General features: G+C 59.1%; 27 protein-coding genes, 1 other RNA gene and 1 riboswitch. Of the genes, 18 read left to right on the top strand and 10 right to left on the bottom strand.

What is annotated here, in order from left to right; all coding sequences use genetic code 11:
- Positions 1–7: 7 nt before the first annotated feature.
- The 3 genes from ACMG4M_RS02240 (at position 8) to ACMG4M_RS02230 (ending at position 1,384) form a co-directional block, all read left to right on the top strand.
- Complete coding sequence (locus tag ACMG4M_RS02240) at positions 8–319, top strand: cell division protein ZapA (RefSeq protein WP_414430654.1); 312 nt, start codon at positions 8–10, stop codon at positions 317–319.
- Between the two features lie 274 nt (positions 320–593).
- Positions 594–777, top strand: a non-coding RNA gene (ssrS, locus tag ACMG4M_RS02235) — 6S RNA.
- Positions 778–802: 25 nt separating this feature from the next.
- Positions 803–1,384, top strand: a complete 582-nt coding sequence (locus ACMG4M_RS02230) for a 5-formyltetrahydrofolate cyclo-ligase (protein WP_272962541.1) — start codon at positions 803–805, stop codon at positions 1,382–1,384.
- Here the strand turns inward: ACMG4M_RS02230 and ACMG4M_RS02225 are convergent.
- Positions 1,368–1,514: a hypothetical protein gene (locus ACMG4M_RS02225; protein ID WP_156964847.1), complete on the bottom strand. Its 147-nt coding sequence runs from the start codon at positions 1,512–1,514 to the stop codon at positions 1,368–1,370. The genes ACMG4M_RS02230 and ACMG4M_RS02225 overlap by 17 nt on opposite strands.
- Positions 1,515–1,810: 296 nt before the next feature.
- Entirely contained in the window at positions 1,811–3,328 is a 1,518-nt protein-coding gene (gene ilvA, locus ACMG4M_RS02220) for a threonine ammonia-lyase, biosynthetic (protein ID WP_035246079.1), read from the bottom strand.
- 156 nt (positions 3,329–3,484) lie between these two features.
- Here ilvA and rpiA point away from each other — a divergent pair, with 156 nt between their 5' ends.
- Complete coding sequence (gene rpiA, locus ACMG4M_RS02215) at positions 3,485–4,138, top strand: ribose-5-phosphate isomerase RpiA (protein WP_272962540.1); 654 nt, start codon at positions 3,485–3,487, stop codon at positions 4,136–4,138.
- 66 nt (positions 4,139–4,204) lie between these two features.
- Here the strand turns inward: rpiA and ACMG4M_RS02210 are convergent, their stop codons facing one another.
- Together ACMG4M_RS02210 and ACMG4M_RS02205 are read right to left on the bottom strand one after the other, a co-directional pair.
- A complete protein-coding gene (locus ACMG4M_RS02210; RefSeq protein ID WP_035246075.1) occupies positions 4,205–4,720 on the bottom strand; it encodes a hypothetical protein in 516 nt (171 codons plus the stop codon).
- A gap of 105 nt (positions 4,721–4,825) precedes the next feature.
- Positions 4,826–5,776 (bottom strand): alpha/beta hydrolase, encoded by a 951-nt coding sequence (locus ACMG4M_RS02205; RefSeq protein ID WP_414430653.1) that lies wholly within the window; start codon positions 5,774–5,776, stop codon positions 4,826–4,828.
- A 70-nt stretch (positions 5,777–5,846) separates the two neighbouring features.
- Between ACMG4M_RS02205 and ACMG4M_RS02200 the strand changes: the two genes are divergently transcribed.
- Together ACMG4M_RS02200 and ACMG4M_RS02195 are read left to right on the top strand one after the other, a co-directional pair.
- Positions 5,847–6,506, top strand: coding sequence for a flavin reductase family protein (locus ACMG4M_RS02200; protein ID WP_035246073.1), 660 nt, complete (start codon positions 5,847–5,849; stop codon positions 6,504–6,506).
- 76 nt (positions 6,507–6,582) lie between these two features.
- A complete protein-coding gene (locus ACMG4M_RS02195; RefSeq protein WP_272962539.1) occupies positions 6,583–7,011 on the top strand; it encodes an META domain-containing protein in 429 nt (142 codons plus the stop codon).
- Between the two features lie 72 nt (positions 7,012–7,083).
- On the opposite strand, the gene fba is transcribed toward ACMG4M_RS02195, so the two are convergent.
- The 4 genes from fba to tkt all read right to left on the bottom strand — a co-directional run bounded on the left by fba (position 7,084) and on the right by tkt (position 12,462).
- Positions 7,084–8,148, bottom strand: coding sequence for a class II fructose-bisphosphate aldolase (gene fba, locus ACMG4M_RS02190; RefSeq protein WP_035246071.1), 1,065 nt, complete (start codon positions 8,146–8,148; stop codon positions 7,084–7,086).
- 84 nt (positions 8,149–8,232) lie between these two features.
- A complete protein-coding gene (locus tag ACMG4M_RS02185; protein WP_272962538.1) occupies positions 8,233–9,396 on the bottom strand; it encodes a phosphoglycerate kinase in 1,164 nt (387 codons plus the stop codon).
- A 48-nt stretch (positions 9,397–9,444) separates the two neighbouring features.
- Positions 9,445–10,461 carry a type I glyceraldehyde-3-phosphate dehydrogenase gene (locus tag ACMG4M_RS02180; protein ID WP_272962537.1) on the bottom strand — a complete coding sequence of 339 codons (1,017 nt, stop codon included), beginning with the start codon at positions 10,459–10,461 and terminating at the stop codon, positions 9,445–9,447.
- A complete protein-coding gene (gene tkt, locus ACMG4M_RS02175) occupies positions 10,462–12,462 on the bottom strand; it encodes a transketolase (protein ID WP_414430652.1) in 2,001 nt (666 codons plus the stop codon). It lies immediately after the preceding gene.
- Positions 12,463–12,696: 234 nt separating this feature from the next.
- Between tkt and ACMG4M_RS02170 the strand changes: the two genes are divergently transcribed.
- The 10 genes from ACMG4M_RS02170 to ACMG4M_RS02125 all read left to right on the top strand — a co-directional run bounded on the left by ACMG4M_RS02170 (position 12,697) and on the right by ACMG4M_RS02125 (position 23,095).
- The gene (locus tag ACMG4M_RS02170) at positions 12,697–13,677 is read left to right on the top strand and encodes an ArsR/SmtB family transcription factor (protein WP_297765609.1); all 981 of its coding nucleotides are present in this window, start codon (positions 12,697–12,699) and stop codon (positions 13,675–13,677) included.
- Positions 13,678–13,739: 62 nt separating this feature from the next.
- Entirely contained in the window at positions 13,740–14,888 is a 1,149-nt protein-coding gene (gene metK, locus ACMG4M_RS02165; RefSeq protein ID WP_272962534.1) for a methionine adenosyltransferase, read from the top strand.
- A 61-nt stretch (positions 14,889–14,949) separates the two neighbouring features.
- A riboswitch (S-adenosyl-L-homocysteine riboswitch) is annotated at positions 14,950–15,027 on the top strand.
- Between the two features lie 20 nt (positions 15,028–15,047).
- Positions 15,048–16,436 (top strand): adenosylhomocysteinase, encoded by a 1,389-nt coding sequence (ahcY, locus tag ACMG4M_RS02160; protein ID WP_035246062.1) that lies wholly within the window; start codon positions 15,048–15,050, stop codon positions 16,434–16,436.
- Between the two features lie 131 nt (positions 16,437–16,567).
- Positions 16,568–17,398 (top strand): methylenetetrahydrofolate reductase [NAD(P)H], encoded by an 831-nt coding sequence (gene metF, locus ACMG4M_RS02155; protein WP_035246060.1) that lies wholly within the window; start codon positions 16,568–16,570, stop codon positions 17,396–17,398.
- A gap of 422 nt (positions 17,399–17,820) precedes the next feature.
- Positions 17,821–18,288 carry an aminoacyl-tRNA deacylase gene (locus ACMG4M_RS02150; RefSeq protein ID WP_035246058.1) on the top strand — a complete coding sequence of 156 codons (468 nt, stop codon included), beginning with the start codon at positions 17,821–17,823 and terminating at the stop codon, positions 18,286–18,288.
- Between the two features lie 132 nt (positions 18,289–18,420).
- Positions 18,421–19,890 (top strand): pyruvate kinase, encoded by a 1,470-nt coding sequence (pyk, locus tag ACMG4M_RS02145; protein WP_414431153.1) that lies wholly within the window; start codon positions 18,421–18,423, stop codon positions 19,888–19,890.
- A gap of 110 nt (positions 19,891–20,000) precedes the next feature.
- Positions 20,001–20,942, top strand: a complete 942-nt coding sequence (locus ACMG4M_RS02140; RefSeq protein WP_035246056.1) for a DegV family protein — start codon at positions 20,001–20,003, stop codon at positions 20,940–20,942.
- Between the two features lie 240 nt (positions 20,943–21,182).
- The gene (locus ACMG4M_RS02135) at positions 21,183–21,401 is read left to right on the top strand and encodes a hypothetical protein (protein WP_007151188.1); all 219 of its coding nucleotides are present in this window, start codon (positions 21,183–21,185) and stop codon (positions 21,399–21,401) included.
- A gap of 10 nt (positions 21,402–21,411) precedes the next feature.
- Complete coding sequence (locus ACMG4M_RS02130) at positions 21,412–22,566, top strand: hypothetical protein (RefSeq protein WP_273010118.1); 1,155 nt, start codon at positions 21,412–21,414, stop codon at positions 22,564–22,566.
- A gap of 211 nt (positions 22,567–22,777) precedes the next feature.
- Positions 22,778–23,095 carry a TRL-like family protein gene (locus ACMG4M_RS02125; RefSeq protein ID WP_052042547.1) on the top strand — a complete coding sequence of 106 codons (318 nt, stop codon included), beginning with the start codon at positions 22,778–22,780 and terminating at the stop codon, positions 23,093–23,095.
- Between the two features lie 35 nt (positions 23,096–23,130).
- On the opposite strand, the gene ACMG4M_RS02120 is transcribed toward ACMG4M_RS02125, so the two are convergent.
- Both ACMG4M_RS02120 and ACMG4M_RS02115 read right to left on the bottom strand, forming a co-directional pair.
- Entirely contained in the window at positions 23,131–23,526 is a 396-nt protein-coding gene (locus ACMG4M_RS02120) for a GFA family protein (RefSeq protein ID WP_272980182.1), read from the bottom strand.
- A gap of 264 nt (positions 23,527–23,790) precedes the next feature.
- Positions 23,791–24,663, bottom strand: coding sequence for a LysR family transcriptional regulator (locus ACMG4M_RS02115; RefSeq protein WP_272997644.1), 873 nt, complete (start codon positions 24,661–24,663; stop codon positions 23,791–23,793).
- 138 nt (positions 24,664–24,801) lie between these two features.
- Between ACMG4M_RS02115 and ACMG4M_RS02110 the strand changes: the two genes are divergently transcribed.
- Positions 24,802–25,911, top strand: a complete 1,110-nt coding sequence (locus ACMG4M_RS02110) for an S-(hydroxymethyl)glutathione dehydrogenase/class III alcohol dehydrogenase (protein WP_035246048.1) — start codon at positions 24,802–24,804, stop codon at positions 25,909–25,911.
- Between the two features lie 72 nt (positions 25,912–25,983).
- Positions 25,984–26,829: an S-formylglutathione hydrolase gene (gene fghA / locus ACMG4M_RS02105; protein ID WP_272962529.1), complete on the top strand. Its 846-nt coding sequence runs from the start codon at positions 25,984–25,986 to the stop codon at positions 26,827–26,829.
- The last annotated feature ends 47 nt before the right edge of the window (positions 26,830–26,876 follow it).

Below are 26,876 nucleotides of genomic sequence, written 5' to 3'. Positions count from 1 at the left end.
CTCGGCCATGTCTAACGAAAACTCCCTGGTAATTCATCTACTGGACAAGGAGTATCGCGTCGCCTGCCCGGCCGGTGAGCAGGACAACCTGCTCGCCGCCGCCCGCTATCTGGACAAACAACTGCGTGAAGTCCGCGATGCCAATGTGATCGGCCTGGAACGCATTGCCATCATGACCGCCCTGAACATGAGCCACGAATTGCTCAACGCCCGCAAGGCGGTGTCCGAAGACTCCGAAAGCGAAGCCCGCGTCCAGACCCTGCTCACTCGCCTGGAAGACGAAATCCAGGCCTTCGAAGACGCCCGCCGCAAGCTGTAGTCTCTTCCCTCCACGTTTCTACCCCCCTGTAGGAGCGCGGCTTGAGGCGCGAACCGAGCCTTGGCGAGGAAAAGCCCCGACCAACACGCATTCCTTTCTGGAAAGACCTGTCGATCCCCGGCATCCCTGATCGCCCTGCGGGCGATTTCCACGCTGACGCGTGGTTCGTCCCCTGGAAGGGAACTCCTACAGCGACTCCGAGTAAAGGCCAACGAAATCCTTTCCCTGTCAAGTCCTGACCTGTCCCCGATACCACTGTTATACTGCACCCGAGTGCTTCCTGGCCCGTTCGCCAGAGGGTCATGTCCCCGAGCCGATAAAGTAATACCCGGGGGCAAATATTGCCCTGCCTGTGTGCATGTCCGCCTATTGAGCGGAAAGCCTGAAGGTGGGGTTGCTGCCTCCACCTTGAACCTGCGGTTCAAGGGTCAAACCCGCAGCGGCGGACCGGGAAGCACCCTTTATTTCTGCATTGGCCAGCCCATGACCGCAGCTACGCGGCGGCAACTGCGCCGCCAGTTCCGACAGCAACGCCGCTCCCTGACTCCTGGCCAGCGCCGCCGGGCCAGCCACCGTGTCGGAGCTCAGCTGGATCAGGCACTAGGCCATCGCCCGGCCCGCCATCTGGCGCTGTATCTGGCCAACGACGGCGAGCTCGATCTGCTACCCGGGCTCGACCACAACCGCTTCCAGCTTGCCACTACCTACCTGCCACGCCTGGACCCGATCCGCCGTGGCCACCTGCAGTTTCGCCTCTGGCAGCGGCACCACCCCATGCACCCCAACCATTACGGCATTGCCGAACCGGCACACCACTATCGGGGTCGGGCGTTGTGGGCACTGGACGTGATTCTGCTGCCTGCAGTGGCGTTTGACGCCTGCGGCTATCGGCTAGGCATGGGGGGAGGGTATTACGACCGCACGCTGGCAGAGCTGGCGCGCAGGCCAAGGCGACCCATACTGGTGGCGGTGGGTTATGACTTTCAAAAGGTTACGGAGGGAACGCTACCGGTAGCCCCGTGGGACCAACCGGTAGATCTGACTGTTACTACTGGATGTGACTGACAACAACGCCGGCGCTATCTGCGTAGCGTTGGTAATCGTTTTCGTTGCCGCCGTAGGTCAGGCTGCTGATCAGCACGCCCAAGCCGAATATCACAGCCAGTAGCACCAGGGCGTCCGGCTTTTTCTTCATTTTTCTATCCCCAAAAAGCGGTACAGCAATACTCAAAGCGACCCGAAAGTCGTAACAAGAGTGTCACCTTAAAGCTATTACAAAATGTAAAATGCCAACCGGGTCAAAATTTGATCATTTCGCAATGTAAAGTCAAGCACTTAGCCGGCTTTGCTGACGTTTCTTAACAAAAAGGCTCATTAACTGGCTAAAAACACCCGCTTTAAACGCAAATAGTGATTGTGCCAACTATTTCAATTCTGGCCTTCCAGCAAAGTCGCCATGGAGTGACCGAACCACCGCTATTTAGTTCAGTATTAGTCCAGAAACAGGCGGTAGGCCGGGTTGTCGCTTTCCTCGACCATGGGATAAGGCACCTTTTTGAGATCAGCAAGCAGTCGGGAATACTTCCCGGCCTCCACCTGAAAGCCCACCAACACCCGGCCATAGGCCGCGCCATGGTTACGGTAATGGAACAGGCTGATATTCCACTTCTCTCCCAGGGACTGGAGAAACTTCATCAGGGCACCGGGGCGTTCGGGAAATTCCACCCGGAACAGCCTTTCCTGCATATCCTGGCGTGGCGCATGCCCTCCTACCATATGGCGGATGTGCAACTTGGCCATTTCGTTGCCGCTCATATCCACCACTGGGTAACCACGCTCCTCCAGGTCTGCCATCAAGGCCTGAAGGGCTTCCCCGCCCGGTCGCAGCTGGATGCCCACAAAGATGTTGGCATCCCGGTCATCGCTGTAACGGTAGTTGAACTCGGTAATACCACGCCGACCCAGGGCCTGGCAGAAAGCACGAAACGCACCAGGGCGTTCGGGAATGGTCACCGCCAGAATAGCCTCGCGCTGTTCACCCAGCTCCGCCCGCTCTGACACATGGCGCAGACGGTCGAAATTCACATTGGCGCCACTCTGAATCGCCACCAGGGTCTGGTTTTCCACCTGGTGTTTGGCTACCCAGTTCTTCAGACCGGCCAGGGCCAACGCGCCGGCGGGCTCGCAGATGGCCCGGGTATCCTCGAAGGCATCCTTGATGGCCGCACAGATTTCATCGGTGGTGGCGGTAATCACTTCATCCACGTGGTGACGCAGGATCTTGAAGGTTTCCTTGCCAATCTGTTTCACCGCCACGCCATCGGCAAACAACCCCACCTCAGGCAGGATTGCACGGCGATTTTTCTCAAGCGCCACCTTCAGGCAGGCGGCATCTTCCGGTTCTACCGCGATGATTTTCACATCCGGGCGCACATATTTCACATAGGCCGCCACACCGGCGGCCAGCCCCCCGCCGCCCACAGGGATAAAGATGGCATCCAGGTCGCGACTTTGCTGACGCAGGATTTCCATACCGACCGTGCCCTGCCCGGCAATCACATCCGGATCGTCATAGGGGTGCACAAAGGTCAGGTTGTCACGCGCTTCCAGCTTGCGGGCATGAGCGAGAGCCTCATCGAAACTGTCGCCGTAGAGCACCGCCTTTCCACCATGATTGCGCACCGAGTTCACCTTGATGTCCGGCGTAGTGCGCGGCATCACGATGGTAGCCTTGATACCCATGGAACTGGCTGCCAGCGCCAGCCCCTGAGCATGGTTGCCGGCGGAGGCACAGATCACCCCGCGCTGAAGCTGCTCATCGTTGAGCTGACAAAGCTTGTTATAGGCGCCGCGCAGCTTGAAGGAAAACACCGGCTGCAGGTCTTCCCGCTTGAGCAACACGCGGTTGCCAATACGCTTGGAAATCAACGGCGCCGCATGGATGGGGGTTTCCACCGCCACGTCGTAGACGCGGGATTGCAGTATCCGTTTGACGTATTTATCCAGCATGGGGAGTTCCGGGTTGGTGTTTGGTGCGCAGAAGGGTCTAGTCTAGGGGCTGGCCGGGATAAATGCGATAGGTCGGGACTCTCCAGGGTCGAGTCATCGCCACGCCTGCCCTATAATTCCCGCACATTTCTTTTACCCGCACGACAGGACAATTTCATGGACCAGGATGCGCTGAAAAAACAGGTCGCCGAGGCGGCGCTCCGCTTTGTACCCGAGGGCGAAGTCATCGGCGTGGGGACCGGCTCCACCGCCAACTTCTTCATCGACGGCCTGGCCAGCCTGAAAGACCGCATCAAGGGTGCCGTGGCAAGCTCCGACGCCACCGCAGAACGACTCAAGAGTCACGGCATTCCGGTGTTGTCACTGAACGACGTGGACAGCTTGCCGGTGTATGTGGACGGCGCCGATGAAGTAAACGGCCATCGGGAAATGATCAAGGGCGGTGGCGGCGCACTGACTCGCGAAAAAATTGTCGCCGCTGTGGCCCGACAGTTTATCTGTATTGTTGATGGGTCCAAGCAAGTAAAACGGCTGGGGAAATTCCCGCTACCGGTGGAAGTGATCCCCATGGCGCGCTCCCATGTGGCTCGTAAACTGGTCGCTCTGGGTGGTCAGCCAGAGTACCGGGAAGACTTTGTTACCGACAACGGCAACATCATTCTCGACGTGCACAATCTGGATATTCTTAATCCCATCGAGATGGAAGAGAAAATCAATAATATTGTCGGCGTGGTTACCAATGGGCTGTTTGCCAAACGGCCTGCCGACGTGGTGCTGGTGGGCGAGAGCGGCAGCGTCAATCAGTATTGAATTCTGTATTTCAAGCAATAAAAAAGGGCCGCAAATTGCGGCCCTTTTTTTCGCAAAGCGAATGACTTAATCCCAGAAGTTGAACCAGGCTTTTTCGCTGGCGTTCTCTTTGGCATTGGCATTCACATTTGCGTTAGCCTTGGCACCGTTGCCATTGACTTCGGCACTGGCATTAACATCGGCTTCAGCGTTGGCCTTGGCGGCTTCCTTCATGTCTTCAGCAGCTTCACGCTCTGCTTCCATGCGATCTTCTGCGGCTTCGCGCTCTGCTTCAGCACGCTCTTTGGCTGCTTCTTTTTTGGCTTCAGCCTCTTCCTTCATGGCTTCTTTCTTGGCCTTGGCTTCTTCTTTCTTTGCTTCAGCCTTCTCTTTGGCAGCTTCCTTGCGAGCCTTGGCCTCTTCCTTCATTTGTTCGGCTTTGGCTTTGCCTGCATCACGCTGATCACGAACAGACTGCTCGGTGGCTTTGGCATCCGCTTCGGCGTTAACAGCAGCGTTGATACCCGCGTTCAGGTCGGCTACTGCTACCTGACTCATCATTGCGGCACCGGCGGTCATCGCCAGAATCAGTTTCTTATCCATGCTTTGTCTCCTTGAAACAACAATCAAAAGGCATATTGCCAATATGTGACGCTACCATCGGGAAATTTGCGTCACAGCTCAAGTAACAAAGCGTAAAATCGATAATCAGTCGAGATATTGATCGATAATCGCGAAAATTTTCCGGCGAAACCCCTCATCCTCGTTAACCAGCTGATGGCGCGCTCCTGGCAGCATATGAATATGCGGATCCTGGAATTTTTCCTGAATTACCTTCAAGTTATAACGCCAGTCGACGGTTTCATCCATGTCCCCCTGTATCACCACCGGCGATATCTTTATTCGTGATGCTTTCTCAAAACCCGGCAGCCATTTTTTCAACGCGGATACCCAGACTGCCGACATCCGGCGCGCCTGCAGCGGATCCTGATTTTCAAGAAAATCCAGAAAATCCGGGTCATTGGAGTTGATGGTGAAAACCCGTTTGATACTGCGAGCAAAGGGACGGATAAACGTATGTAGCCAGCGCGCCGACGACCACTTGAACGGCCGTACCAGTGGCGCCAGCAGGATCACATGCTCAAAAGGGTTGGCATCGCCGTCACCGCGACTTAACAGGTAGTCCATCACGATGGCGCCGCCAGTGCTCTGGGCGATTACATGCCAAGGCCCGGGAAAGTGGTTATCCGCCAGCGCCAGACATTGCTCGAGCACATCCCGGTAGGTACGAAAATCATCGATCACCGCCTGGGGGCCAGAACTGAGACCATGGCCGGGCAGGTCATACGCCAGCACCGCATAACCCAGCTCCAGCACATGACCAATGATATGGCGGTACAGGCCCACATGGTCAAAGTAGCCGTGGCAGACCAGCACGGTGCCGCGCGGCTCCCTAGGGCGCCAGGCATGCACCGACAGCTGGTGACCGGCAGCCTCGAAATAACCGAAGCCATGCTCCAGATTCGGCAGGCGCTCTGCGAAATTCAGGCCATAGTAGGCAACGTAGCGCCGGGTGGATTCACTGAGCGGATCAAACGCTTCCCAGTTGAGGGGCTGCCACTGCTGAACAATATGCTCACGGTCGAAAGGATTTGCCATAGCCGGTAAGAGGTCTCCACGGTTTACTCACGGCGGCTTCTGATAATACGGCGCCAGGAGGACGCACACCATGCACCTGACCGCCGATACTCTCAAGGACCTGCCACGCCAACAACGGGTCAACCTGATCAACAGCCTGTCCGGCTTCAAGAGCGCAAACCTGCTGGGCACCCGCGCCAGTAATGGCCAGGAGAACCTGTCCATTGTCAGCTCCTGCTTCCATCTGGGCGCCGACCCGGCCCTGATCGGCATGATCATTCGCCCCCACTCCGTGGACCGGCACAGCCTGGAGTACCTGATGGAAACCGGCTTCTATACGCTCAACCAGGTGCATGGCGACATGGTGCCTGCCGCCCACCAGACCGCCGCACGCTACCCGCGCGAGGTGTCCGAGTTCACGGCCACCGGTCTGACGCCGGCTTACCTGCCTGATTTCCCGGCACCGTTTGTGGAGCAGGCACGCATCCGCCTGGGCATGGTGCTGCTGGAAACCCACACCCTGCAGATCAACGACACCGTGATGGTGATTGGCGCCATCGAACATATCCAGTTGCCCGGCTATGCCCTCGGCAGTGACGGTTATGTGGATATTGAGAAAGCCGGGACGGTGGCCCTGTCAGGCCTGGACAGTTATCACCTGACCCACCGCCAGGCACGCTGGAGCTACGCCAAACCGGACCAACCCCTGAATCGCCTGGAGCCGGTCAACCCAGGCAGCGATCAGGGTTAGCCATGCCAGGGAAACTATTGCACCCTGTCGGGGACTAATTGACGACCCAATACCGCGTCATCGAGAAGGACCCGATATGCAAACACCAAAGCTATCCTTGCTGGTAGGCGCCGCCATCGCTCTTGCCGCCTGCAGTAGTCACCCGGAAGGGACCACTGCCATGGTAACCAGCGAGCAACTTCAGGGCAGCGCCTGGCAAGTTAATAACCTCAATGGTTCTGACGTGGGCGACGCGCTGGTTACCCTTAACTTCCACGAACCCGGTCGACTGGCTGGCAAAGCCGCCTGCAACAATTACATGGCCAGCTATACGCTGGAGGATGACAGTTTCACGGTGAAGACCGGTGGCGTCACCATGATGGCCTGCCCACAGCCGCTGATGAAACTGGAGCAGCAGTTTCTGGATGCCCTGGAAGGAGTGAACCAGGCCGATATCAGCGAAGACGGGCAACTGATCCTCAGCGGCACTGACGAGGTAAGGATCGAAGCTTCCCGTCAGAAATAACCGCGCCAGATACAACAAGGCCCCGCATTGCGGGGCCTTGTTGTGATACCGGTGCTGTTTTGCCGCACTGGATTACTTGACGCGCGGATCCAGCTCGCCGGCTTCGTAGCGCATGAACATGCTTTCCAGGCTGATCGGCTTGATCTTGTCCGCATTGCCGGCGGTGCCAAAGGCCTCGTAACGGTCAATACAGATATCACGCATGGCGGTGATGGATTCTTTCAGGTACTTGCGCGGGTCGAATTCGGCCGGGTTATGGGCCAGGAAACGACGAATCGCACCGGTGGACGCCAGGCGCAGATCGGTATCGATGTTCACCTTGCGCACGCCGTGTTTGATGCCTTCCTGAATCTCTTCCACCGGCACCCCGTAGGTCTCCGCGATCTCGCCACCGTACTCGTTGATGATGGCCAGCCAGTCCTGCGGTACGGAGGAAGAACCGTGCATTACCAGGTGAGTATCCGGGATGCGCTTGTGGATCGCCTTGATCTGCTCGATGGCCAAAATGTCACCGGTGGGCGGACGGGTGAACTTGTAGGCACCGTGGCTGGTGCCGATAGCGATCGCCAGGGCATCCACCTTGGTTTGCTTGACGAAGTCCGCCGCCTCTTCCGGATCGGTGAGCATCTGATCGTGGCTCAGGGTCCCTTCGGCACCAATACCATCTTCTTCACCGGCCTGGCCGGTTTCCAGGGAGCCAAGACAACCCAGCTCGCCTTCCACGGAGACGCCACAGGCGTGGGCCATGGCCACCGCTTCCTGGGTCACGCGCACGTTGTAGTCGTAATCCATCGGCGTCTTGCCATCTTCACCCAGAGAACCGTCCATCATCACCGAGGAGAAGCCCAGCTGGATGGAACGCTGACACACGGAGGGGCTGGTGCCGTGATCCTGGTGCATCACCACCGGGATATGCGGAAACTCTTCGGTGGCCGCCAGAATCAGATGACGCAGGAAAGGGGCACCGGCATATTTCCGGGCGCCGGCGGAGGCCTGCACAATCACCGGGGAATTGGTCTGGTCCGCGGCTTCCATGATGGCGCGCATCTGTTCCACGTTATTGACGTTAAAGGCCGGTACGCCATAGCCATATTCGGCGGCGTGATCCAGCAACTGTCGCATGCTTACGAGTGCCATTGTGTTTCCCCTTCGGTTCCGTGGGCAGCGATGCTGCCCGTTTCCTGTTCAGTCATTGCAAAGACCGCCGCAGCGACCTTTTCTTCAGTCTTTCGCCCGCGCTTCCAGCATGGCTACCGCCGGCAACACCTTGCCTTCCACGAATTCCAGAAAGGCACCGCCACCGGTTGAGATGTAGCTGATGCGATCGGTAATACCGTACTTGTCCACCGCTGCCAGAGTGTCACCGCCACCAGCAATGGAGAAGGCATCAGAGTCGGCAATGGCTTCTGCCATTTCCTTGGTGCCCTCGCCAAACTGGTCAAACTCGAACACACCCAGCGGGCCATTCCAGATAATGGTCTTGGCTTCCTTCATCAGCGCCGCGACGATGTGGGCAGTCTGCGGGCCAATATCCAGAATCAAGTCATCGTCGGCCACCTCTGCCACCTTCTTGGCAGTCGCTTCAGCGGATTCGGCAAATTCCTTGGCGGTAACCACATCCACCGGGATCGGGATATGGACCTTGTCGGCAATTTTCTGCGCCGCCGGAATCAGGTCTTTCTCATAAAGGGATTTGCCTACCGGGTGGCCGGCCGCCGCCAGGAAGGTGTTGGCTATACCGCCGCCCACTACCAACTGGTCCACCACATCGGACAGGGATTCCAGCACTTCCAGTTTGGTGGACACCTTGGAGCCCCCAACAATCGCCACCAGCGGTTTTTCCGGTGCGTTCAGCGCCTTGCCCAGGGCATCCAGCTCATTGGCCAGCAGCGGCCCGGCACAGGCTACCGGAGCAAACTTGCCCACACCATGGGTAGACGCCTGGGCCCGGTGAGCGGTACCAAACGCGTCCATGACATAGATATCACACAGGGCAGCCATCTTTTGTGACAGTGCCTCGTCGTCTTTTTTCTCGCCCTTGTTAAAGCGCACGTTCTCGCACAACACCACCTGGCCTTCTGCCACATCCACGCCGTCCAGCCACTCTTTTACCAGCGGCACGTCGCAATCCAGCAGCTTGCCCAGATGATCGGCCACCGGCTGCAGGGAAAATTCCTCGGCATACTCGCCTTCGGTGGGGCGGCCCAGATGGGACATCAGCATTACCCTCGCACCAGCCTTGAGAGCGTGCTCGATGGTGGGCAGGGAGGCGCGGATACGCGCGTCGCTGGTGACCTTGCCGTCTTTCACCGGCACGTTCAGGTCTTCACGGATAAGAACACGCTTGCCTGCCAGATCCAGGTCGGTCATGCGTTTGAAGTTCATGTCGTACTTACCTCATTCACGGCCACCCGCTCGGGTGCATCCATTCATTCAAGCTTGATGTGATTCAGCCAGCGTCGCCACCCAGTCGAGCAGTCGGTTCGCATAGCCCCATTCGTTGTCGTACCAGGCCACCACCTGCACCATCTCGCCCTGCACCCGGGTCTGGGTGCCATCGACGATGGCAGATTCCGGCCGATGGTTGAAATCCACGCTCACCAGCGGTGCGTCATTGTAACCAATCAGCGCGCTGGCTTCTTTCGATTGCTGCTGCAGCCACTGGTTCAGACTGTCCCCGTCAGGGGTCTTCTCCAGCAGCAGGGTCAGCTCCACCATGGCCACATTTAACGTGGGCACACGGATGGAATGACCGCTTATCTTGCCCGCCAGTTGCGGCAACACTTGCTGTACTGCCCCAATGGCACTACTGGTGGTGGGCACGATGTTCTGTGCCCCGGCCCGGCCCCGTCGCGGATCCCGATGGACATGGTCCAGCAGGGTCTGGTCCGAGGTGTAGGAGTGGATTTCCTTCATCAGTACCTGACGGATACCATAGGCCTGATCCAGCCGGGTCAGTAGCGGTGCGATGCAGTGAGTGGTACAGGAGGCCGCCGACAACACCTTGCTATCGTCGCGGACGTCCCTGTGGTTCACGCCATACACCACGATCTGATCGGCCAGATCAAACGGCACCGCACCAATGATGACCCGTTTGGCACCAGCAGTCAGATGCCGCGAGGCACCGGCATGGCTGCGGAAATGGCCGGAGCATTCCAGCACCAGATCCACGCCCATCTCACCCCAGGGCAACTGTTCCGGCTTCGGCTGTTCCAGCAGCCGGGGAGCCTGGTTACCGATACGCAGCATGCCTTCAATCAGCTCCGCCGGCTCCGCCAGACGACCATGGGTGGTGTCATAGCGGGTCAGGTAAAGCAGGTCTTCCGGGCGACCCTTGTCATTGATCGCCGCCAGCGTAAACGGTGCCTGCCAGCCGGCGCCTTCGCGCTCGGCAAGGGCACGGACAAAGGAACGCCCGATACGGCCGTAGCCGTTAATCGCGACTTTCACTTAGAGCAGGCTCTCCACGGCCTGCTGCACTGCCTCGGCAGTGATATTGAAGTGCTTGAACAGGTCGCCAGCCGGGGCGGAGGCGCCGAAACTGTTCATGCCCACGATCTTGCCGTCCAGGCCCACAAAGCGGTACCAGTAATCGGCGATGGCCGCTTCCACTGCGACCCGGGCACGCACGTCGGAAGGCAGCACGCTTTCCTGATAATCGCGATCCTGGGCCAGGAACTCTTCCACGCAGGGCATGGACACCACACGCACATTCTTGCCGGTGAGTGCCTTGGCCGCATTCACCGCCAGTTCCACTTCGGAGCCGGTGGCGATAATGATGGCGTCCGGGGTGCCGTCACCGGTCTGCAGCAGGGTGTAGCCACCTTTCTCGGCATCAACCAGCTGCGCCTCGCCACGCTCCATGCAGGGCAGACCCTGGCGGGAGAAGATCAGGGCGGAGGGACCGTCCTGACGGACGATGGCTTTCTTCCAGGCCACGGCGGATTCCACCGTGTCACAGGGGCGCCAGGTACGCATGTTCGGCGTCAGGCGCAGGTTGGCCATTTGTTCGATGGGCTGGTGGGTCGGGCCGTCTTCACCCAGACCGATGGAGTCATGGGTGTAGACCAGAATGTTGGGCTGGTGCATCAGCGCCGCCATGCGCACCGCGTTGCGGGCGTATTCCATGAACACCAGGAAGGTGCCGCCGTAGGGGCGCAGACCGCCGTGCAGACACAGACCATTCTGGATCGCGGTCATGGCGAATTCACGCACCCCGTAATGGATGTAGTTGCCGCTGGCATCATCGGCGGTGACCGACTTGCAGCCTTTCCAGATGGTGTTGTTGGAGCCGGCCAGGTCGGCGGAGCCGCCGGCCAGTTCCGGCAGCAACGGGCCGAAGGCATCCAGGGTGTTCTGGCTGGCCTTGCGAGTGGCAACCTTGTCCCCCTTCTCCTGACACTCGCGGATGTAGGCATCCGCCTGCTCCAGGAAGTTGGCGGGCAGTTCACCGGCCTGGCGACGCAGGAAGTCCGCCGCCAGTTCCGGGTAGGCCGCTTTATAGGCATCGAAACGCTGCTGCCAGTCACTCTGGGCGGAGGCACCCTTTTCGCTACCATCCCAGGCCTGCTTGATCTCGGCGGGAATCTCGAAGGGACCGTGCTTCCAGCCCAGCGATTCGCGGGTCAGGGCAATTTCATCTTCACCCAGGGCGGCACCGTGGGATTCTTCCTTGCCCTGCTTGTTGGGGCTGCCGAAACCGATAACGGTCTTGCAGCAGATCAGGGTGGGTTGATCGGTATTGGCGCGGGCATTCTCGATGGCCACCTGCACCTCTTCGGCATTGTGGCCATCCACATTGGGAATCACCTGCCAGCCGTAGGCACGGAAACGTTCCACGGTGTCATCGGTGAACCAGCCTTCCACCTCACCATCAATGGAAATGCCGTTGTCGTCATAGAAGGCTACCAGCTTGCCCAGGCCCAGGGTGCCGGCCAGGGAGCAGGCTTCGTGGGAGATGCCTTCCATCATGCAGCCATCACCCAGGAAGCAGTAGGTGTAATGATCGACGATAGCGTGCCCTTCACGATTGAACTGACCCGCCAGCATCTTTTCCGCCAGCGCCATGCCCACCGCATTGGCAATACCCTGGCCCAGCGGACCGGTGGTGGTTTCGATGCCCGGGGCGTCGCCGTATTCCGGGTGGCCGGCAGTGGGGCTGCCCAGCTGACGGAAGTTCTTGATGTCGTCCAGGCTGACGCCGTAGCCGCTCAGATGCAGCAGGCTGTAAAGCAGCATGGAGCCGTGACCATTGGACAGCACGAAGCGATCCCGGTCGGGCCAGGTGGGATCCTGCGGGTTGTGCTTGAGGAAGCCGCGCCAGAGTACCTCGGCGATATCGGCCATTCCCATGGGCGCACCGGGGTGCCCGGAATTGGCTTTCTGTACCGCATCCATGCTCAGGGCACGGATAGCGTTGGCGAGTTCACGGCGGGCGGGGGCACTGGACATGCAGGGCTCCAAACTGGCTGGTGGCTGAAAAGGGGCGCTATTGTCCCTCATGGGGGTAATAGCTACAAGCCGCAAGCTGCAAGCCGGAGGGCAGCCCGCAAACCACTGAAAGGCGGCCATGACGGCATCGGCGACATATCGCTCGCCCCGCCAGCCTGACGCCTTGGCGGCGCCCGCAAAAACCTATATCAATTTATTTTGATTTAGCTTCCCGTTACGCTAGACTCCCTCTCTATGAATGCACAAGCACCCGACGCACCGGAGATCACTGATCATCTGGCGGGCTTCCTCAAGGCCGCTGGCGACCCGTTACGTCTGCAGGTGCTGCAGGTGCTGGGCCAGAACAGCTTCGGGGTGCTGGAGCTGTGCGACATCATGGCCATGAAACAGTCCGGCATGAGCCACCACCTGAAGGTACTGGCCCAGGGCGGACTGGTAGAGAAACGGCGGGAAGGCAACTCGATCTTCTACCGCCGGCGCCTGCCCCAGGCGGACAGCGTGGAGGGTGCACTTCACGGCGCCTTGCTGGATGAGCTGGATGATGGCCACCTGGATGCCGGTGTTGCCGAGCGACTGGAGCAGGTACAAAGCCAGCGGGCGGCGCAAAGCCGGGCCTTTTTTGCCCGCCATGCGGAACTGGACGACCAGCAGGAGCTGATTGCCGACTACGGCCAGTACGCCGAGCAGGCCCTGGAGCTTCTCACCCGGGCCTGCCCGGAGGGCCCAGAGAACAAGAGCGCCCTGGAAATCGGCCCCGGAGATGGCCAGTTCCTGCTCGAGCTGGCCGCCCGTTTCGATACCGTGCAGGGCCTGGACAATGCCGAGGCCATGCTGGAACGGGCCCGCCAGAGCCTGGCTGTCGCCAAACGGCAAAATGTGGAACTGATACTGGGTGAATGGCCGGCCAGCGCCACCACCCTGCCCACAGTCGATGCGGTGGTGCTTAACATGGTCCTGCATCATCTGCCCGCCCCCGCCAGCGCCATTGGTGCGGCGGCCCGGCAATTGAATGCTGGCGGCACCCTGCTGATCACCGACCTGTGTCGGCACGATCAGCACTGGGCCCATGAGGCCTGTGGTGATTTCTGGCTTGGCTTCGAAGAAGCCGATCTGGTGGACTGGGCCGGCCGTGCCGGTCTTGAGTTGCAGGAAAGCCAATTTCTGGCCCTGCGCAATGGTTTTCAGGTGCAGGTACGCACCTTCAGGAAGAGTTGAAAGTTCTTGGCGCCTGTTGAAGGCAACGTAACGCACACTTGAATAACGGGAGCACTCCAGTAATGAGTGAATATTCCATCTTTACCTCCGAATCTGTATCCGAAGGCCACCCGGATAAAATGGCCGATCAGATCTCGGACGCCGTTCTGGATGCCATCATCAAGGATGACCCCCATGCACGGGTGGCGGTGGAAACCATGGTGAAAACCGGTATGGCCATCGTCGCCGGCGAAGTCCGCACCAGCACCTATGTAGAACTGGAGGACATCGTTCGCCAGGTCATTCTGGATATCGGCTATGACAGCTCCGACAAGGGTTTCGACGGTGCCAGCTGTGCGGTACTCAACGGCATCGGCAAACAGTCCGCGGATATCGCGATCGGTGTCGACGAGGCCGAGGACAAGGAAATGGGCGCAGGCGACCAGGGCCTGATGTTCGGTTTTGCCACCGACGAAACCGACACCCTGATGCCGGCGCCGATTTATTACTCCCACCGTCTGGTGGAGCGACAGGCGGAACTGCGCAAGAACGGCACCCTGCCGTGGCTACGCCCGGATGCGAAAAGCCAGGTCACCCTGCGCTACGACAACGGCAAGCCGGTGGCCGTGGACGCGGTGGTGCTGTCCACCCAGCACGCTCCGGAAATCAAGCTGGCGGACCTGCGCGAAGCGGTGATGGAAGAAATCATCAAGCCGGTACTGCCCGAAGAGTGGCTGCACAAGGACACCCTGTACCACGTGAACCCCACCGGGATTTTCGTGATCGGCGGCCCCATGGGTGACTGTGGCCTGACCGGTCGCAAGATCATCGTGGATACCTATGGCGGCATGGCCCGTCACGGTGGTGGCGCTTTCTCCGGCAAGGACCCGTCCAAGGTAGACCGCAGCGCGGCCTACGCCGGTCGCTATGTGGCCAAGAACATCGTCGCCGCCGGCCTGGCCAGCAAGTGCGAAATCCAGGTGAGCTATGCCATTGGCGTGGCCGAGCCCACCTCTATTTCCGTTAACACCTTCGGCACCGGCAAGATCAGCGACAACGCCATCGTCGACCTGGTCCGCGAGCACTTCGACCTGCGCCCGCGCGGCATTATCGAAATGCTCGACCTGCGCAAGCCGATCTACCGGCCCACTGCCAGCTACGGCCACTTCGGCCGCGAAGGCTTCAGCTGGGAGAAAACCGACAAGGCGGCAGACCTGGCCAAGGCGCTTTAATAACGACATCACTGCCGGCGGCGTCTTTGCGACGGCGCCGACAACATCCCGATAACGTCTGCCCAGTGAGGGGCGCTGCAGCGGCATGACCGCGAGGCTCGCAGAGCGGACACAGAAAGAGCAACGGCGCCCATTCGTCAAAAACGAATGGAGAACACCATGAACGCAAAAGCGAACACTTTCACCGACTTTAAAGTGGCAGATATTTCCCAGGCCGCCTACGGTCGCTCCGAGATTCATATTGCCGAAACCGAAATGCCGGCACTGGTCACCATCCGTGAAAAGTACCGGGCCGAACAGCCGCTGAAAGGCGCCAAGATCATCGGCTGTATCCACATGACCATTCAGACTGCAGTACTGATCGAAACCCTGGTCGCCTTGGGCGCGGAAGTGCGCTGGTCAAGCTGCAACATCTTCTCCACCCAGGACCACGCCGCTGCCGCCATCGCTGCCGCCGGCGTACCGGTATTCGCCTGGAAAGGAGAAACCGAAGAAGAGTACATGTGGTGCATCGAGCAGACCTGCCGTGACGGCAACGGCGAGCTGTGGGACGCCAACATGATCCTGGATGACGGCGGCGATCTGACCGGCTACATCCACGAGACCTACCCGCAGATGCTGGACAACATCCACGGCATCACCGAAGAAACCACCACTGGCGTGCACCGTCTTTACGAGATGCTGAACAAGGGCACTCTGAAAGTGCCGGCGGTGAACGTGAATGACTCCGTCACCAAGAGCAAGAACGACAACAAGTACGGTTGCCGCCATTCTCTCAATGACGCCATCAAGCGCGGCACCGATCACCTGCTGTCCGGCAAGAAAGCGCTGGTTATCGGCTATGGTGACGTGGGCAAGGGCTCTGCCCAGTCCCTGCGCCAGGAAGGCATGATCGTCAAGGTCACCGAAGCGGATCCGATCTGTGCGATGCAGGCCTGCATGGACGGCTACGAAGTGGTCAGCCAGTTCAAGGACGGAGTCAACGACGGCACCGAGGCGTCCATCAACAAGGAGCTGCTGGGCACCACCGACCTTCTGGTCACCACCACCGGCAACTTCAATGTCTGTGACGCCAACATGCTCAAGGCATTGAAGAAAGGCGCTGTGGTTTCCAACATCGGCCACTTCGACAACGAAGTGGACACCGCCTTCATGCGCAAGACCTGGGAATGGGAAGAGGTCAAACCGCAGGTGCACAAGGTATGGCGCAACAAGGCCGAGGGCGACTTCCTGCTGCTACTCTCCGAGGGTCGCCTGGTAAACCTGGGCAACGCCACCGGCCACCCCAGCCGCATCATGGATGGCTCCTTCGCCAACCAGGTACTGGCGCAGATGTATCTGTTCGACCAGGGCTACGCCAAGCACTCTGACACCGTGAAAGAAAAAATGCTCAAGGTGGAAGTGCTGCCCAAGCACCTGGACGAAGAAGTGGCCCGCTACATGGTGCAGGGCTTCGGTGGCGTGATCACCAAGCTCACCAAAGAGCAGGCAGACTACATCGGCGTGGACGTGAACGGCCCGTACAAGCCAGAGCACTACAAGTACTAAAGGCATTTTTACCACAGAGGGCACAGGGAACACTGAGGAAAAAAGAACGCACATTCAATGCGCATTTTTAACTCTGTGTGCTCCGTGACCTCTGTGGTGAAATAGCTTTTGATCGAAAAGGCACTAGCCAAATGAGCAAAAGAATCAGTTTTGAATTTTTCCCGCCGAAAACCGATGCGGGAAAAGAAAAGCTGCTGGCTACCCAGCAGAAACTCTTGGCCAAGAATCCGGAGTTTTTTTCCTGCACCTTTGGTGCCGGGGGTTCCACCCGTGACAACACCCGCGACATGGTCAACCAGTTGCGCAATCAACATGGCGATACGGCCCCGCATCTGAGCTGCATTGGCCAGAGCCGTGAGGAAATTCTGGAACTGGTCAACGGCTACAAGGCCGCCGGCGTTACCCGTATCGTGGCCCTGCGTGGCGATCTGCCCTCCGGCATGGGCTATGCCCAGAGCGAGATCAAGTACGCCGACGAACTGGTACAGCTGATCCGCGAGGAAACCGGCGATCACTTCACCCTGGAAGTGGCTGGCTACCCGGAAATGCATCCCCAGGCACGCAGCTTCGAAGACGATATTGCCCACTTCAAGCGCAAGATCGACGCCGGCGCCAACAGCGGCCTGACCCAGTATTTCTACAACGCGGATGCCTACGGTTACTATCTGGACGCGCTGCAGAAAATCGGCTGCGACGCCCCGGTTTATCCAGGCATCATGCCGATTCTCAACGTGGCCAACCTGGTGCGCTTCTCCAGCACCTGCGGCGCCGACATTCCCCGCTGGCTGCACAGCAAGCTCAACGACATCAAGGATGATGACGCGGCAGTGAAAGCCTTCGGCGAGGAAGTGGTCACCCGGTTGTGCGAACGCCTGCTGGCCATGGGCGCACCGGGCCTGCATTTCTACACCATGAACCAGGCCGGCCCGAATCTGCGGATTCTGGATAATCTGGGGCTTTGACAGGCAGCGACTAGTCTCGAGTCGGAGCCGCTGTAGGAGCGGCGCTTGAGCCACGAACCTTGCGCAGCAAGGAAATCGCCGGCAGGGCGATCAGGCATTCAAGCACTCGACAGGCCTCATTCATAGCGCTGTGGAATCCTTGAATCTCTGTTGCCTCGCTACGCTCGGTTCGCACCTCAAGCGGTGCTCCTACGCGGCTTCGTAGAAATGGCGAAACCCTTGGAGCACCCCCAATCCAATCGAGCGTAGCTCGTAGCTAGATCATTCCGCTATTTCCCTTAGCGCATAACCGTATTTCCCCACCTGCTCCCTCCTCCCTAAGCTTGAATATGAACATTCATGGAGCTGGCCCGGGCCGGTCACAAACTGTCCCTGCGGCGGCTCACTATTCCCGGGCTATCATCTCCGGGAGGAGGTTTATCATGCCTGCCCGCGCACTGGCTGATTTTCTCGACAACAACAATGTGAACTATCACTGCTATAACCACCCGCCTGCCATGACCGCTTCCGAGGTGGCCCAATTTAGCCATATTCCGGGACGCCACATGGCAAAGACGGTGATCGTGGATGTGGACGGTGAACTGGCCATGGCGGTGTTGCCATCCGATCAGTACCTGGATCCGGACCGGTTACGCCAGGCGTTGAATGCCAACAGCGTCCGGCTGGCCCACGAGGAAGACTTCAAGGACCGTTTCCCTCTTTGCGAGCCCGGCGGCGAACCGCCCTTCGGCAATCTCTATGACATGAAGGTCTATGTGGATGACACCATGCTCAGCGAGGACTGGTTGGCCTTTAACGCAGGTACCCACACGGAAGTGATCAAGATGGGCATGGGCGATTTCCTGCGCCTCAGTCAGGCCCAGTCCTGCTCCTTCGCCATGCTGCATTAAATCTTGATAGTCATCTCTACCCCTCACCCGGTCACCGGGTGAGGGCCTCCAGTTTTCCTCCGGGCCCGCCGACTTCCTGTCATCACTCCTGCATTTCACCATGGTATGCTGACCAAAAATCAGCTGATGGAAATGCTTCGAATGTCCCGCTCCCCCCTGCGCCGTACCAAGATTGTCGCCACCGTTGGCCCTGCATCGTCCTCCGAGACTCGACTCGATGCCCTGATCCGGGCTGGCGTCAATGTGTTCCGCCTGAACTTTTCCCACGGCAACGCCGACACTCACCGGCAAACCGCGCAAACCATTCGCCACTGCGCGGAGCAATGTGGCGAGCACGTGGCGATTCTGGCAGACCTGCAAGGTCCGAAAATCCGTATCGGCAGCTTTCCCGGTGGCCCCATCCTGCTGAAGGCCGGCCAGGCCTTTGCCCTGGATACCGCCCTGGCCGACGACGCCGGCAACGATCAACAGGTAGGCGTGAGTTATCCGCCACTCCCGGACGATTGCCAGCCCGGCGATGTGTTGCTGCTGAACGACGGCCTGCTGGAGCTGAAAGTCACGGCCATCACTGGTACCCGGGTGGACTGCACGGTGCAGGTGGGCGGCGACCTGTCTGATCACAAGGGAGTGAACCGCAAGGGTGGCGGGCTCAGCGCCCGGGCGCTCACCGACAAGGATCTGGCTGACATCATTACCGCCGCCGACATGGACGTGGATTTTTTGGCCCTCTCCTTTCCTCGCGACGCTGAAGATGTGGAAGAAGCCCGCCGCCGCTACCGGCAGGCCGGTGGCCAGGGCGGCATTATTGCCAAGATTGAACGAGCCGAAGCGGTGGCTGACGACGCCACTCTGGATGCCATCATTGAGGCCTCCGACGGCGTCATGGTGGCGCGCGGTGACTTGGCCGTGGAGATTGGCGACGCCGAACTGGTGGGGGTGCAGAAACATATTATTCGCCGGGCACGGGCACTGAACCGCTTCGTGATCACCGCCACACAGATGATGGAATCCATGATTCATAGTCCGCAACCCACTCGTGCAGAAGTCTCCGATGTGGCCAATGCGGTACTGGATGGCACCGACGCGGTGATGCTGTCAGCGGAAACTGCGGTGGGCGAATATCCGGTAGAAACCGTACAGGCCATGGACCGCATCATTCTTGGGGCCGAGCGTACCTGGCAGGAAAGACGCACCGATCGTCCCATCAACGACAATGCCGACAACATTGATGAAGTGATCGCCATGGCCGCCATGCAGGCTGCCAACCGTCTCAGCAACGTCACTGCCATCATTGCCATGACCGAAAGCGGCAACACCCCGCGGCTGATGTCACGGCTGCGCTCCGGCATCCCCATCTATGCCTTCACCCCCTACCCCAGCAGCCAGCGCCGGGTCGCCATTCTGCGGGGCGTGCGCGCCATCCCCTTTGATAGCCATGCCATTGCCAGCGATGAAGTGAACCGCCGTGCAGTAGCGATCCTGGAAGAAATGGGTGTGGTACAGAACGGCGACCGGGTACTGATCACCAAGGGCAACTACAACGATGCTCATGGTGGCACCAACACTCTTAAGGTGATCCAGGTGGGCGGCAATATTCAGTAACACACCGTCTGTCTTGTAACAGCCCCTAACCATTCCCATACGCAAAAAGACGCCAGCAGCGGAACGGCGGTACTAGACTCATTGTTACCCTTCCCACAGGAAGCATAACAATGAGAATCGGTCTGGTTGTGGACTCGGGTTGTGATCTGCCCAAGGACTTTATTGACGCTAACAACATCCTGGTCATGCCGGTGCCCATCCGCATCGGCAAGGAAATTTTCGTGGACGACCGCGACCCGCAACGGGCCCGGGAGTTTTACGCCCGCCATGAAGTGGACAAGAACCACGATGCGGAAACTGCTCCGCCCACGGTGGACCAGATCCGCACCCTGTTCCTGGAACAGGCGGTGGGAGACTTCGATTACGCGCTGGTACAAACGGTACCAAAGAGTCGCAGCCCGATCTTCGAAAACGCCACGGAGGCGGCCCATGCCATCCTCGGCGACTACAGAAAGTACCGTGAAGCCGCCGGTCGTGAAGGGCCGTTCCGCATCCGGGTCAGTGACAGCCAGACACTGTTTGCCGGCCAGGGAGTTCTGGCGGCAGAAACCATGCGGCTTATCAATGCCGGCATGAAAGTCGGTGACATCCGCCAGCGCATCAGCGACCTGACCCCGAAAACCTCGGGTTACGCTGTAGTGCCGGATCTCTACTACGTGCACAAACGAGCCCGCAAGAAAGGCGATAAGAGCGTGGGCTTTGTTGGCGCGCTGATGGGCTCGGCGCTGGACATCAAACCCATCCTCTGCGCCCGCCAGGACCAGACCTTCCCGGTGGCCAAGGTGCGTGGCTTTGAAACCGCCGTGGAGAAGATGTTCACCCACGCCTGCACCTGCGTGGAAGAGGGCCTGTTGACCCCCATCGTCTGCGTCAGCTACGCCGGCGACCCGGACGCGGTCTACCAGATGCCCGGCTTCAGCAAATTGAAAGCCACCACGGAAAAGCACCAGGTAGATCTGCTGATCAGCCACATGGGGCTCACCGGCGGCGTCAATATCGGCCCCGGTGCCATCAGTGTGGGCTTTATCTCCGACCAGATGGACTTTGCCTGAACCTGCCCGGTGAGATAAATCGACAACCGGTCGCGGGCAATATGGGCTTTATCGGCACAGAACCGAACTGAACACTCACCGCTGCGCTTTCTTGAGCGCCGCGCGGCAACGGCTTTTCGGCAACACCCATCCTCCTCCATTGCTGGCATAGTAGCGCCAGCCATAGGCAGGCTGCGCCAGACAGCCTGTATTCAGGGCGGCCCGGACTGTGCTCCGCGCCGCTGTAGTGAAGGAGGAACCATGTCTGATTCCATCAGTACCTTGAAGAACAAGGGGCTGCCAGCGGACGCGCTGGCCTTTATCGAGTCCCTGCCCGCCGATCAGGCCAGCAAGCTGGCCGATACCGTCCTTGCGGCTTTGGAAACCAAAGACGCCAGAGTCGAAAAAGCGATGAACAACGCACTTAACGTCGTGCCCGGGCCCTTCCGCCGCCCGGTGAAGAAAATGCTGTTCGGTTAAGGAGATAGACATGCATATTGAAACTCAGGCCGAACTGCTCAAACTCAGCCGCCTGCTGGAAACCGAAGAAAACAACCTGGCCTTCCTGGACGGCCAGGATCTTGGCGCCCTGGCCGCCTTCCGTGGTGCCGTATCCGGCTTCTTCTACGAACAACACCAGGACAGCTATCAGCGCCTGGCCGGCATCAGCAAGCTGGTGCCCACCGGTGCCAGCGCCAAACTGGCCACCACTGTACTGGGCTCCGTGCTCGCCGCCGGCATTGCCTCCGAGCTGCCCCCCGAACGCGCCATCAAGCTGGCCGACAAGCTTCCGGAAGAATTTCTGGCCAAGCTCTGCATCCATCTTGAGCCCACGTATTCCCGGGACCTGCTGGCCGCCATGCCTGACAAGATTGTCGCCTCTGTGGCCAAGACCCTGCTGGCCATGGGCGAGCACATCACCCTGGCCCGCTTTGTGGCCGTGATTCAGACGTCAGCCCTGAAAGCCGTCACCAGCAGCATCGAAGACGGCGAAGCCATGGTAAAGATTGCCCTTTACCTGGAAGACAAGAGCAAGCTGGACACCCTGCTGGCACTACTCAGCGAAACACAGCAACGAGCTACCCTGAAAGCCGCCACCGACCATGAACTGTGGCCGGCGGTACTGTCCCTGAACGGACACCTGAACACCGAGCTGCGCGGCCAGATGGGCAACCTGGTGGCCGAGCAGGGCGAAACCGTCATCAGTCACATCATTGAAGTGGCCAGCGAACAGCGCCTGTGGACCAACCTGCTACAAGCCGTGAATGCCATGGATAACCAGCATCAGCAGATGGTGGTAAATGTGCCCAAGCTGCGCGAAGCAGACATCATGGAAAGCCTGATTGCCACCGTGGCCAGCGAAAACAGCTGGGATGAGCTGCTCACCCTATTGCCGCTACTGGATCAGGAACACCTGACGCCGGCGGTGGATGTGCTCACCGGTAGCCAGCCCGAGGCACTGGGCCAGGCGCTGGGGCAGGCCCACGACAGCAAGCTGCTGGGTCTGTTCGGCCACCTGCCTGAGGCGGAGCTGCCCCGTGTGGCCAAGGCGCTCAAAGGCCTGGCAGCCGAAAGCTGGCAAGCCTTCCTGGCGCGCAACAGCGACGCTCACGAGATCGAGGCGCTGAAAGCGGAGATGGCGTAACCGCTTACTACGTTCGCATCTCTGATGCGTTGCATATCGACTATCAGTTTCGTTGCTGTATAGACCTGCGCACCCCCTTTGCGCCGGACAGAAAATGTCCGGCGCACTGCCCTGGATCCCTGTTTTCCCTGCCAATATTGTGACAACTATTTTACAATGCCCGCACTTCCAGGAAGGAAGCATCCAATAACGTATAACAGGGTTGAATAATATGAAGATGATCAAGGCATTTATTGTGGGGGCAACGGTTATCATTACCACTGGCTGCGCGACTGCGGTCAGCCCGGTGGGTAATGGCGCACTTTTCACCTCGGTGAAAGGCCCGGTGAATGCAACCACCAGCACCGGGATCAGCAAAAGCGGCCAATCTTGTGCCACGAACATCCTGGGGCTGATTGCTGTAGGTGACTCCTCTATCAGCACGGCCAAACAGAAAGCGGACATCAGCAAAGTTGCCAACATCGACCACCAGAGCACCACTGTGCTGGGCTTGTTCAGCAACTTCTGCACCATAGTGGAAGGGGAATAATCCCCTCCCAAGAGGCCCCGCACTGCGGGGCCTCTTTATTTACCTTCAGAGTACTGCGGCAGCCCATCGTCGATGGGCCACCAGTTACAGGCAGAATCCGTATAGATATGAAACGCAGGCCGCGTGGCCAGCGGCTCATTCAACAACCCCGCCCGAATCCGTACCACGCCAGGTTTGCTCTCATGGCAGCTGTAAATCGGCGAACCACACTCCCGGCAAAACACCCGCTGCTTGCCCGGCGAGGATTCATAGCGTTTCAATAAGGCTTCACCACTGACCCAATGCAGCTTGCCGTTTTCCACCGGAATATTGGTCACCAATGCGGTGCCCTGGGCCTTACGGCACTGCTGGCAGTGACAGACCTGAATCGGTGCCAGCTCACCGGCGATTTCAAACGTGACACCGCCGCAAAGACAACTTCCCGTATACATATCCACTCCATTTTAGTTGCTGTAGGAGCTGAGGGGCGAACCGCGCTTGCGCAGAAATTCCCCGCAGGGCGGTCAGGCCTTCCTGAACTCGACAGAGCCTTTCGGAATAGATTGCTACCTGCTCGACTCACCCTTTTCATCCGTCTTCGCCCCTCAAGAGGAGCTCCTACAGCAGAACAATTTCCCGGGCCTGAGTCCCAAGCCTGAATCAGAGTTCCCAATCGCGCCGCCAGCGACGCTCCTGCAAGAAGGTATCAGCGCCTTTCAACGCACCATACCCTCCACCAGAAAATCCACAAACTGACGCACCTTGGGCGACAGATGCCGGTGACGGGGATAGACCACCCAGACCGCTGTGTGAGTGCAGGCATACTGATCCAGCACCGAGACAAGGCGACCGTCGGCCAGATCGTCTTCCACGTAATAATCCGGTAGCTGCGCCAACCCCAGGCCCTTGCGGGCTGCATCCAGCAGCGCCATGCCGGAATTGCCCTTCCAGTTGCCCTGCACTTTCCATTGCCGGTGCTGACCCTCCACATCCATCGCCCACTGGTCCGCAGAGCCAACCAGGCAATTGTGCTGGCTCAACTCCCCCAGGGTGTGGGGCCGGGCATGGCGCTGGAAATAGTCGGCGGAACCGACAATGTATTCCCGACGCGGGCAAAGCTTGCGGGCAATCAGCGATGAATCCGGCAGGGCACCGGTACGGATGGCTACATCAAAACCCTCGTCGATGATATCCACCCGCCGGTTGGTGAAATCCAGCTGTATCGACAGTTGCGGATGGCGGGCCAGAAAATCATTTACCAGCGGCGCGATATAGCGCTCACCAAAGGTGGTGGCGCAGGTCAGCTTCAGCACCCCGGTGGGGCGCTGCTGATAATCACTGATCGCCGACAGCGCCTCCTGGAAACCGTCAAACAACTGACCACAGTGGTCGAAGTAAACGGCTCCCGCATCGGTGAGTTTCAGACGCCGGGTGGTGCGGTAAAGCAACTGGGTGCCCAGCTGGGTCTCCAGTCGCGACACCAGCCGGCTCACGTGAGAACTGGACACCCCCAGGTGTCGGGCGGCATCGGCGAAGGAACCCCGGCGCACCACTTCTACAAAGGCTTCAATACGATCCCAGTGCTGCATTGTTGCTACCTGACAATAATCTCTTGCTGAATTGTGCCTTATAGCTCTATTCGTGTCTGCGTATAGTGAATCCATCATTCGCCATGCCTTGCATCGCGAAACGCGTTAACGCCCTCTACTCATCAAGAAGGAATCACCATGAAATCCCGTGCCGCCGTCGCCTGGGAAGCAGGCAAACCCCTACAGATCGAAGAAGTGGATGTGGCCGGCCCCAAGGCCGGGGAAGTGCTGGTGCAGATCGTTGCCACCGGCGTTTGCCACACCGATGCCTACACCCTGTCCGGCAAGGACCCGGAAGGCATCTTCCCTTCCATTCTTGGCCACGAAGGCGCCGGTATCGTGCAGGAAGTGGGCGAAGGCGTAACCAGCCTGAAGCCCGGCGACCATGTGATTCCGCTCTATACCGCCGAGTGCCGCAAGTGCAAATTCTGTCTCAGCGGCAAGACCAATCTGTGCCAGGCAGTGCGCGCCACCCAGGGTCAGGGGCTGATGCCGGACAGCACCAGCCGCTTTTCCCTGAACGGCAAACTGCTGCATCATTACATGGGCACCAGTACCTTTTCTGAATACACCGTGGTGCCGGAAATCTCCCTGGCCAAGGTCAGCAAGGAAGCCCCGCTGGACAAGATCTGCCTGCTCGGCTGCGGCGTCACCACCGGCATCGGCGCCGTGCTCAATACTGCCAAGGTGGAGCCAGGCTCCACGGTGGCCGTGTTCGGGCTCGGCGGCATCGGTTTATCAGTGATTCAGGGCGCGGTGATGGCCAAGGCAGAGCGCATCATTGCTATCGACACCAACCCGGCCAAGGAAACACTGGCCCGGCAGTTCGGCGCCACCGATTTCATCAACCCCAAGGACTACAACAACTCCATTCAGGAAGTGATTGTCGAACTCACCGACGGCGGTGTGGATTATTCCTTTGAGTGCATTGGCAACGTGAACGTGATGCGTTCGGCGTTGGAGTGCTGCCACAAGGGCTGGGGCGAATCGATCATCATCGGCGTGGCCGGTGCCGGTGAAGAAATCGCTACCCGTCCGTTCCAGCTGGTCACCGGCCGGGTCTGGAAAGGCTCTGCCTTCGGTGGCGTGAAAGGCCGTACCGAGCTGCCCGGTTATGTGGATCGTTACATGAAAGGCGAAATCAAGATCGACGAATTCGTCACCCACACCATGGGCCTGGACGAGATCAACACCGCCTTTGATCTGCTGCACGAAGGCAAAAGCATTCGTTCGGTGATTCTTTTTTAAGAGGCAATGAATTCCGACTGCAGGAGCACCTCTCGAGGTGCTCCTGCAGCGGCTTCGTCAGAAAGGATAATCATGTCTGATATCGAACTGGTTTCCGCCACCAAATCCTTTGGTGGCTGGCTGAAACGCTACAAGCACCGCAGCCAGGTACTCAATTGCGAAATGATCTTCGCCATTTATCTGCCGCCGGCAGCCGATGAAAACGACGTGCCGCTGCTGTGGTGGCTGTCCGGCCTTACCTGTACCGATGAAAATTTCATGCAGAAAGCCGGCGCGCAACGCACCGCCGCCGAGCTGGGCCTTGCCATGGTCTGCCCGGACACCAGCCCGCGCGGCACCGATCTGCCCGGTGAGCACGACAGCTATGATTTCGGCTCTGGTGCCGGTTTCTATGTGAATGCCACCCGCGCGCCCTGGAGCCAGCACTATCGCATGTATGACTACGTGACCGATGAGTTGCCGGCACTGCTGCGCGACCATTTCCCGCTCAACGGTCGCGAGGCCATCAGCGGCCACTCCATGGGAGGCCATGGCGCCCTGATCTGCGCGCTGAAAAAACCGGGGCGCTACACCTCGGTCTCCGCCTTCGCGCCGATCAGCCATCCGATGCAATGTCCATGGGGAGAAAAAGCCCTGAACGGTTACCTGGGCGATGATCAGGAAAGCTGGAAGGCCTGGGATGCCTGCGAGCTGATCAAGGCAAATGGTAGCTCGCTGGCCTTGATGGTGGATCAGGGCAATGCGGACAACTTCTACACGGATGGCCAACTACAGCCGGAAGCACTCAGTGCCGCCTGTGAAGAAGCCGGCGTGCCGATCACCTTGCGCATGCAGCCAGGTTATGACCATTCCTATTTCTTTATCGCCAGCTTTATTGACGATCATCTGAAATATCACTTTCATCACCTGACGCAATAGATCTTTCAAGCAGAGCGCCATCACGTAGGGTGGATTAGCCTCAGGCT

This window comes from Alcanivorax sp. IL3 (assembly GCF_047495465.1).
GTDB classification, from domain to species: Bacteria; Pseudomonadota; Gammaproteobacteria; order Pseudomonadales; family Alcanivoracaceae; genus Alcanivorax; species Alcanivorax jadensis.
This window is presented reverse-complemented; position numbering and strand designations above follow the sequence as displayed.

Bases quoted from the DNA above. Each gene is read 5' to 3' on its own strand.
- ACMG4M_RS02205 (WP_414430653.1), bottom strand. From the start codon at position 5,776: ATGGCAAATCCTTTCGACCGTGAGCATATTGTTCAGCAGTGGCAGCCC.
- ACMG4M_RS02240 (WP_414430654.1), top strand. From the start codon at position 8: ATGTCTAACGAAAACTCCCTGGTAATTCATCTACTGGACAAGGAGTAT.
- ACMG4M_RS02210 (WP_035246075.1), bottom strand. From the start codon at position 4,720: ATGGATAAGAAACTGATTCTGGCGATGACCGCCGGTGCCGCAATGATG.
- ACMG4M_RS02225 (WP_156964847.1), bottom strand. From the start codon at position 1,514: ATGAAGAAAAAGCCGGACGCCCTGGTGCTACTGGCTGTGATATTCGGC.
- ilvA (WP_035246079.1), bottom strand. From the start codon at position 3,328: ATGCTGGATAAATACGTCAAACGGATACTGCAATCCCGCGTCTACGAC.
- ACMG4M_RS02140 (WP_035246056.1), top strand. From the start codon at position 20,001: ATGAGAATCGGTCTGGTTGTGGACTCGGGTTGTGATCTGCCCAAGGAC.
- ACMG4M_RS02195 (WP_272962539.1), top strand. From the start codon at position 6,583: ATGCAAACACCAAAGCTATCCTTGCTGGTAGGCGCCGCCATCGCTCTT.
- ACMG4M_RS02200 (WP_035246073.1), top strand. From the start codon at position 5,847: ATGCACCTGACCGCCGATACTCTCAAGGACCTGCCACGCCAACAACGG.
- ahcY (WP_035246062.1), top strand. From the start codon at position 15,048: ATGAACGCAAAAGCGAACACTTTCACCGACTTTAAAGTGGCAGATATT.
- metK (WP_272962534.1), top strand. From the start codon at position 13,740: ATGAGTGAATATTCCATCTTTACCTCCGAATCTGTATCCGAAGGCCAC.
- pyk (WP_414431153.1), top strand. From the start codon at position 18,421: ATGCTTCGAATGTCCCGCTCCCCCCTGCGCCGTACCAAGATTGTCGCC.
- ACMG4M_RS02110 (WP_035246048.1), top strand. From the start codon at position 24,802: ATGAAATCCCGTGCCGCCGTCGCCTGGGAAGCAGGCAAACCCCTACAG.
- tkt (WP_414430652.1), bottom strand. From the start codon at position 12,462: ATGTCCAGTGCCCCCGCCCGCCGTGAACTCGCCAACGCTATCCGTGCC.
- ACMG4M_RS02230 (WP_272962541.1), top strand. From the start codon at position 803: ATGACCGCAGCTACGCGGCGGCAACTGCGCCGCCAGTTCCGACAGCAA.
- fghA (WP_272962529.1), top strand. From the start codon at position 25,984: ATGTCTGATATCGAACTGGTTTCCGCCACCAAATCCTTTGGTGGCTGG.
- ACMG4M_RS02115 (WP_272997644.1), bottom strand. From the start codon at position 24,663: ATGCAGCACTGGGATCGTATTGAAGCCTTTGTAGAAGTGGTGCGCCGG.
- fba (WP_035246071.1), bottom strand. From the start codon at position 8,148: ATGGCACTCGTAAGCATGCGACAGTTGCTGGATCACGCCGCCGAATAT.
- ACMG4M_RS02120 (WP_272980182.1), bottom strand. From the start codon at position 23,526: ATGTATACGGGAAGTTGTCTTTGCGGCGGTGTCACGTTTGAAATCGCC.
- ACMG4M_RS02130 (WP_273010118.1), top strand. From the start codon at position 21,412: ATGCATATTGAAACTCAGGCCGAACTGCTCAAACTCAGCCGCCTGCTG.
- ACMG4M_RS02170 (WP_297765609.1), top strand. From the start codon at position 12,697: ATGAATGCACAAGCACCCGACGCACCGGAGATCACTGATCATCTGGCG.
- rpiA (WP_272962540.1), top strand. From the start codon at position 3,485: ATGGACCAGGATGCGCTGAAAAAACAGGTCGCCGAGGCGGCGCTCCGC.
- ACMG4M_RS02150 (WP_035246058.1), top strand. From the start codon at position 17,821: ATGCCTGCCCGCGCACTGGCTGATTTTCTCGACAACAACAATGTGAAC.
- ACMG4M_RS02185 (WP_272962538.1), bottom strand. From the start codon at position 9,396: ATGAACTTCAAACGCATGACCGACCTGGATCTGGCAGGCAAGCGTGTT.
- ACMG4M_RS02125 (WP_052042547.1), top strand. From the start codon at position 22,778: ATGAAGATGATCAAGGCATTTATTGTGGGGGCAACGGTTATCATTACC.
- ACMG4M_RS02135 (WP_007151188.1), top strand. From the start codon at position 21,183: ATGTCTGATTCCATCAGTACCTTGAAGAACAAGGGGCTGCCAGCGGAC.
- metF (WP_035246060.1), top strand. From the start codon at position 16,568: ATGAGCAAAAGAATCAGTTTTGAATTTTTCCCGCCGAAAACCGATGCG.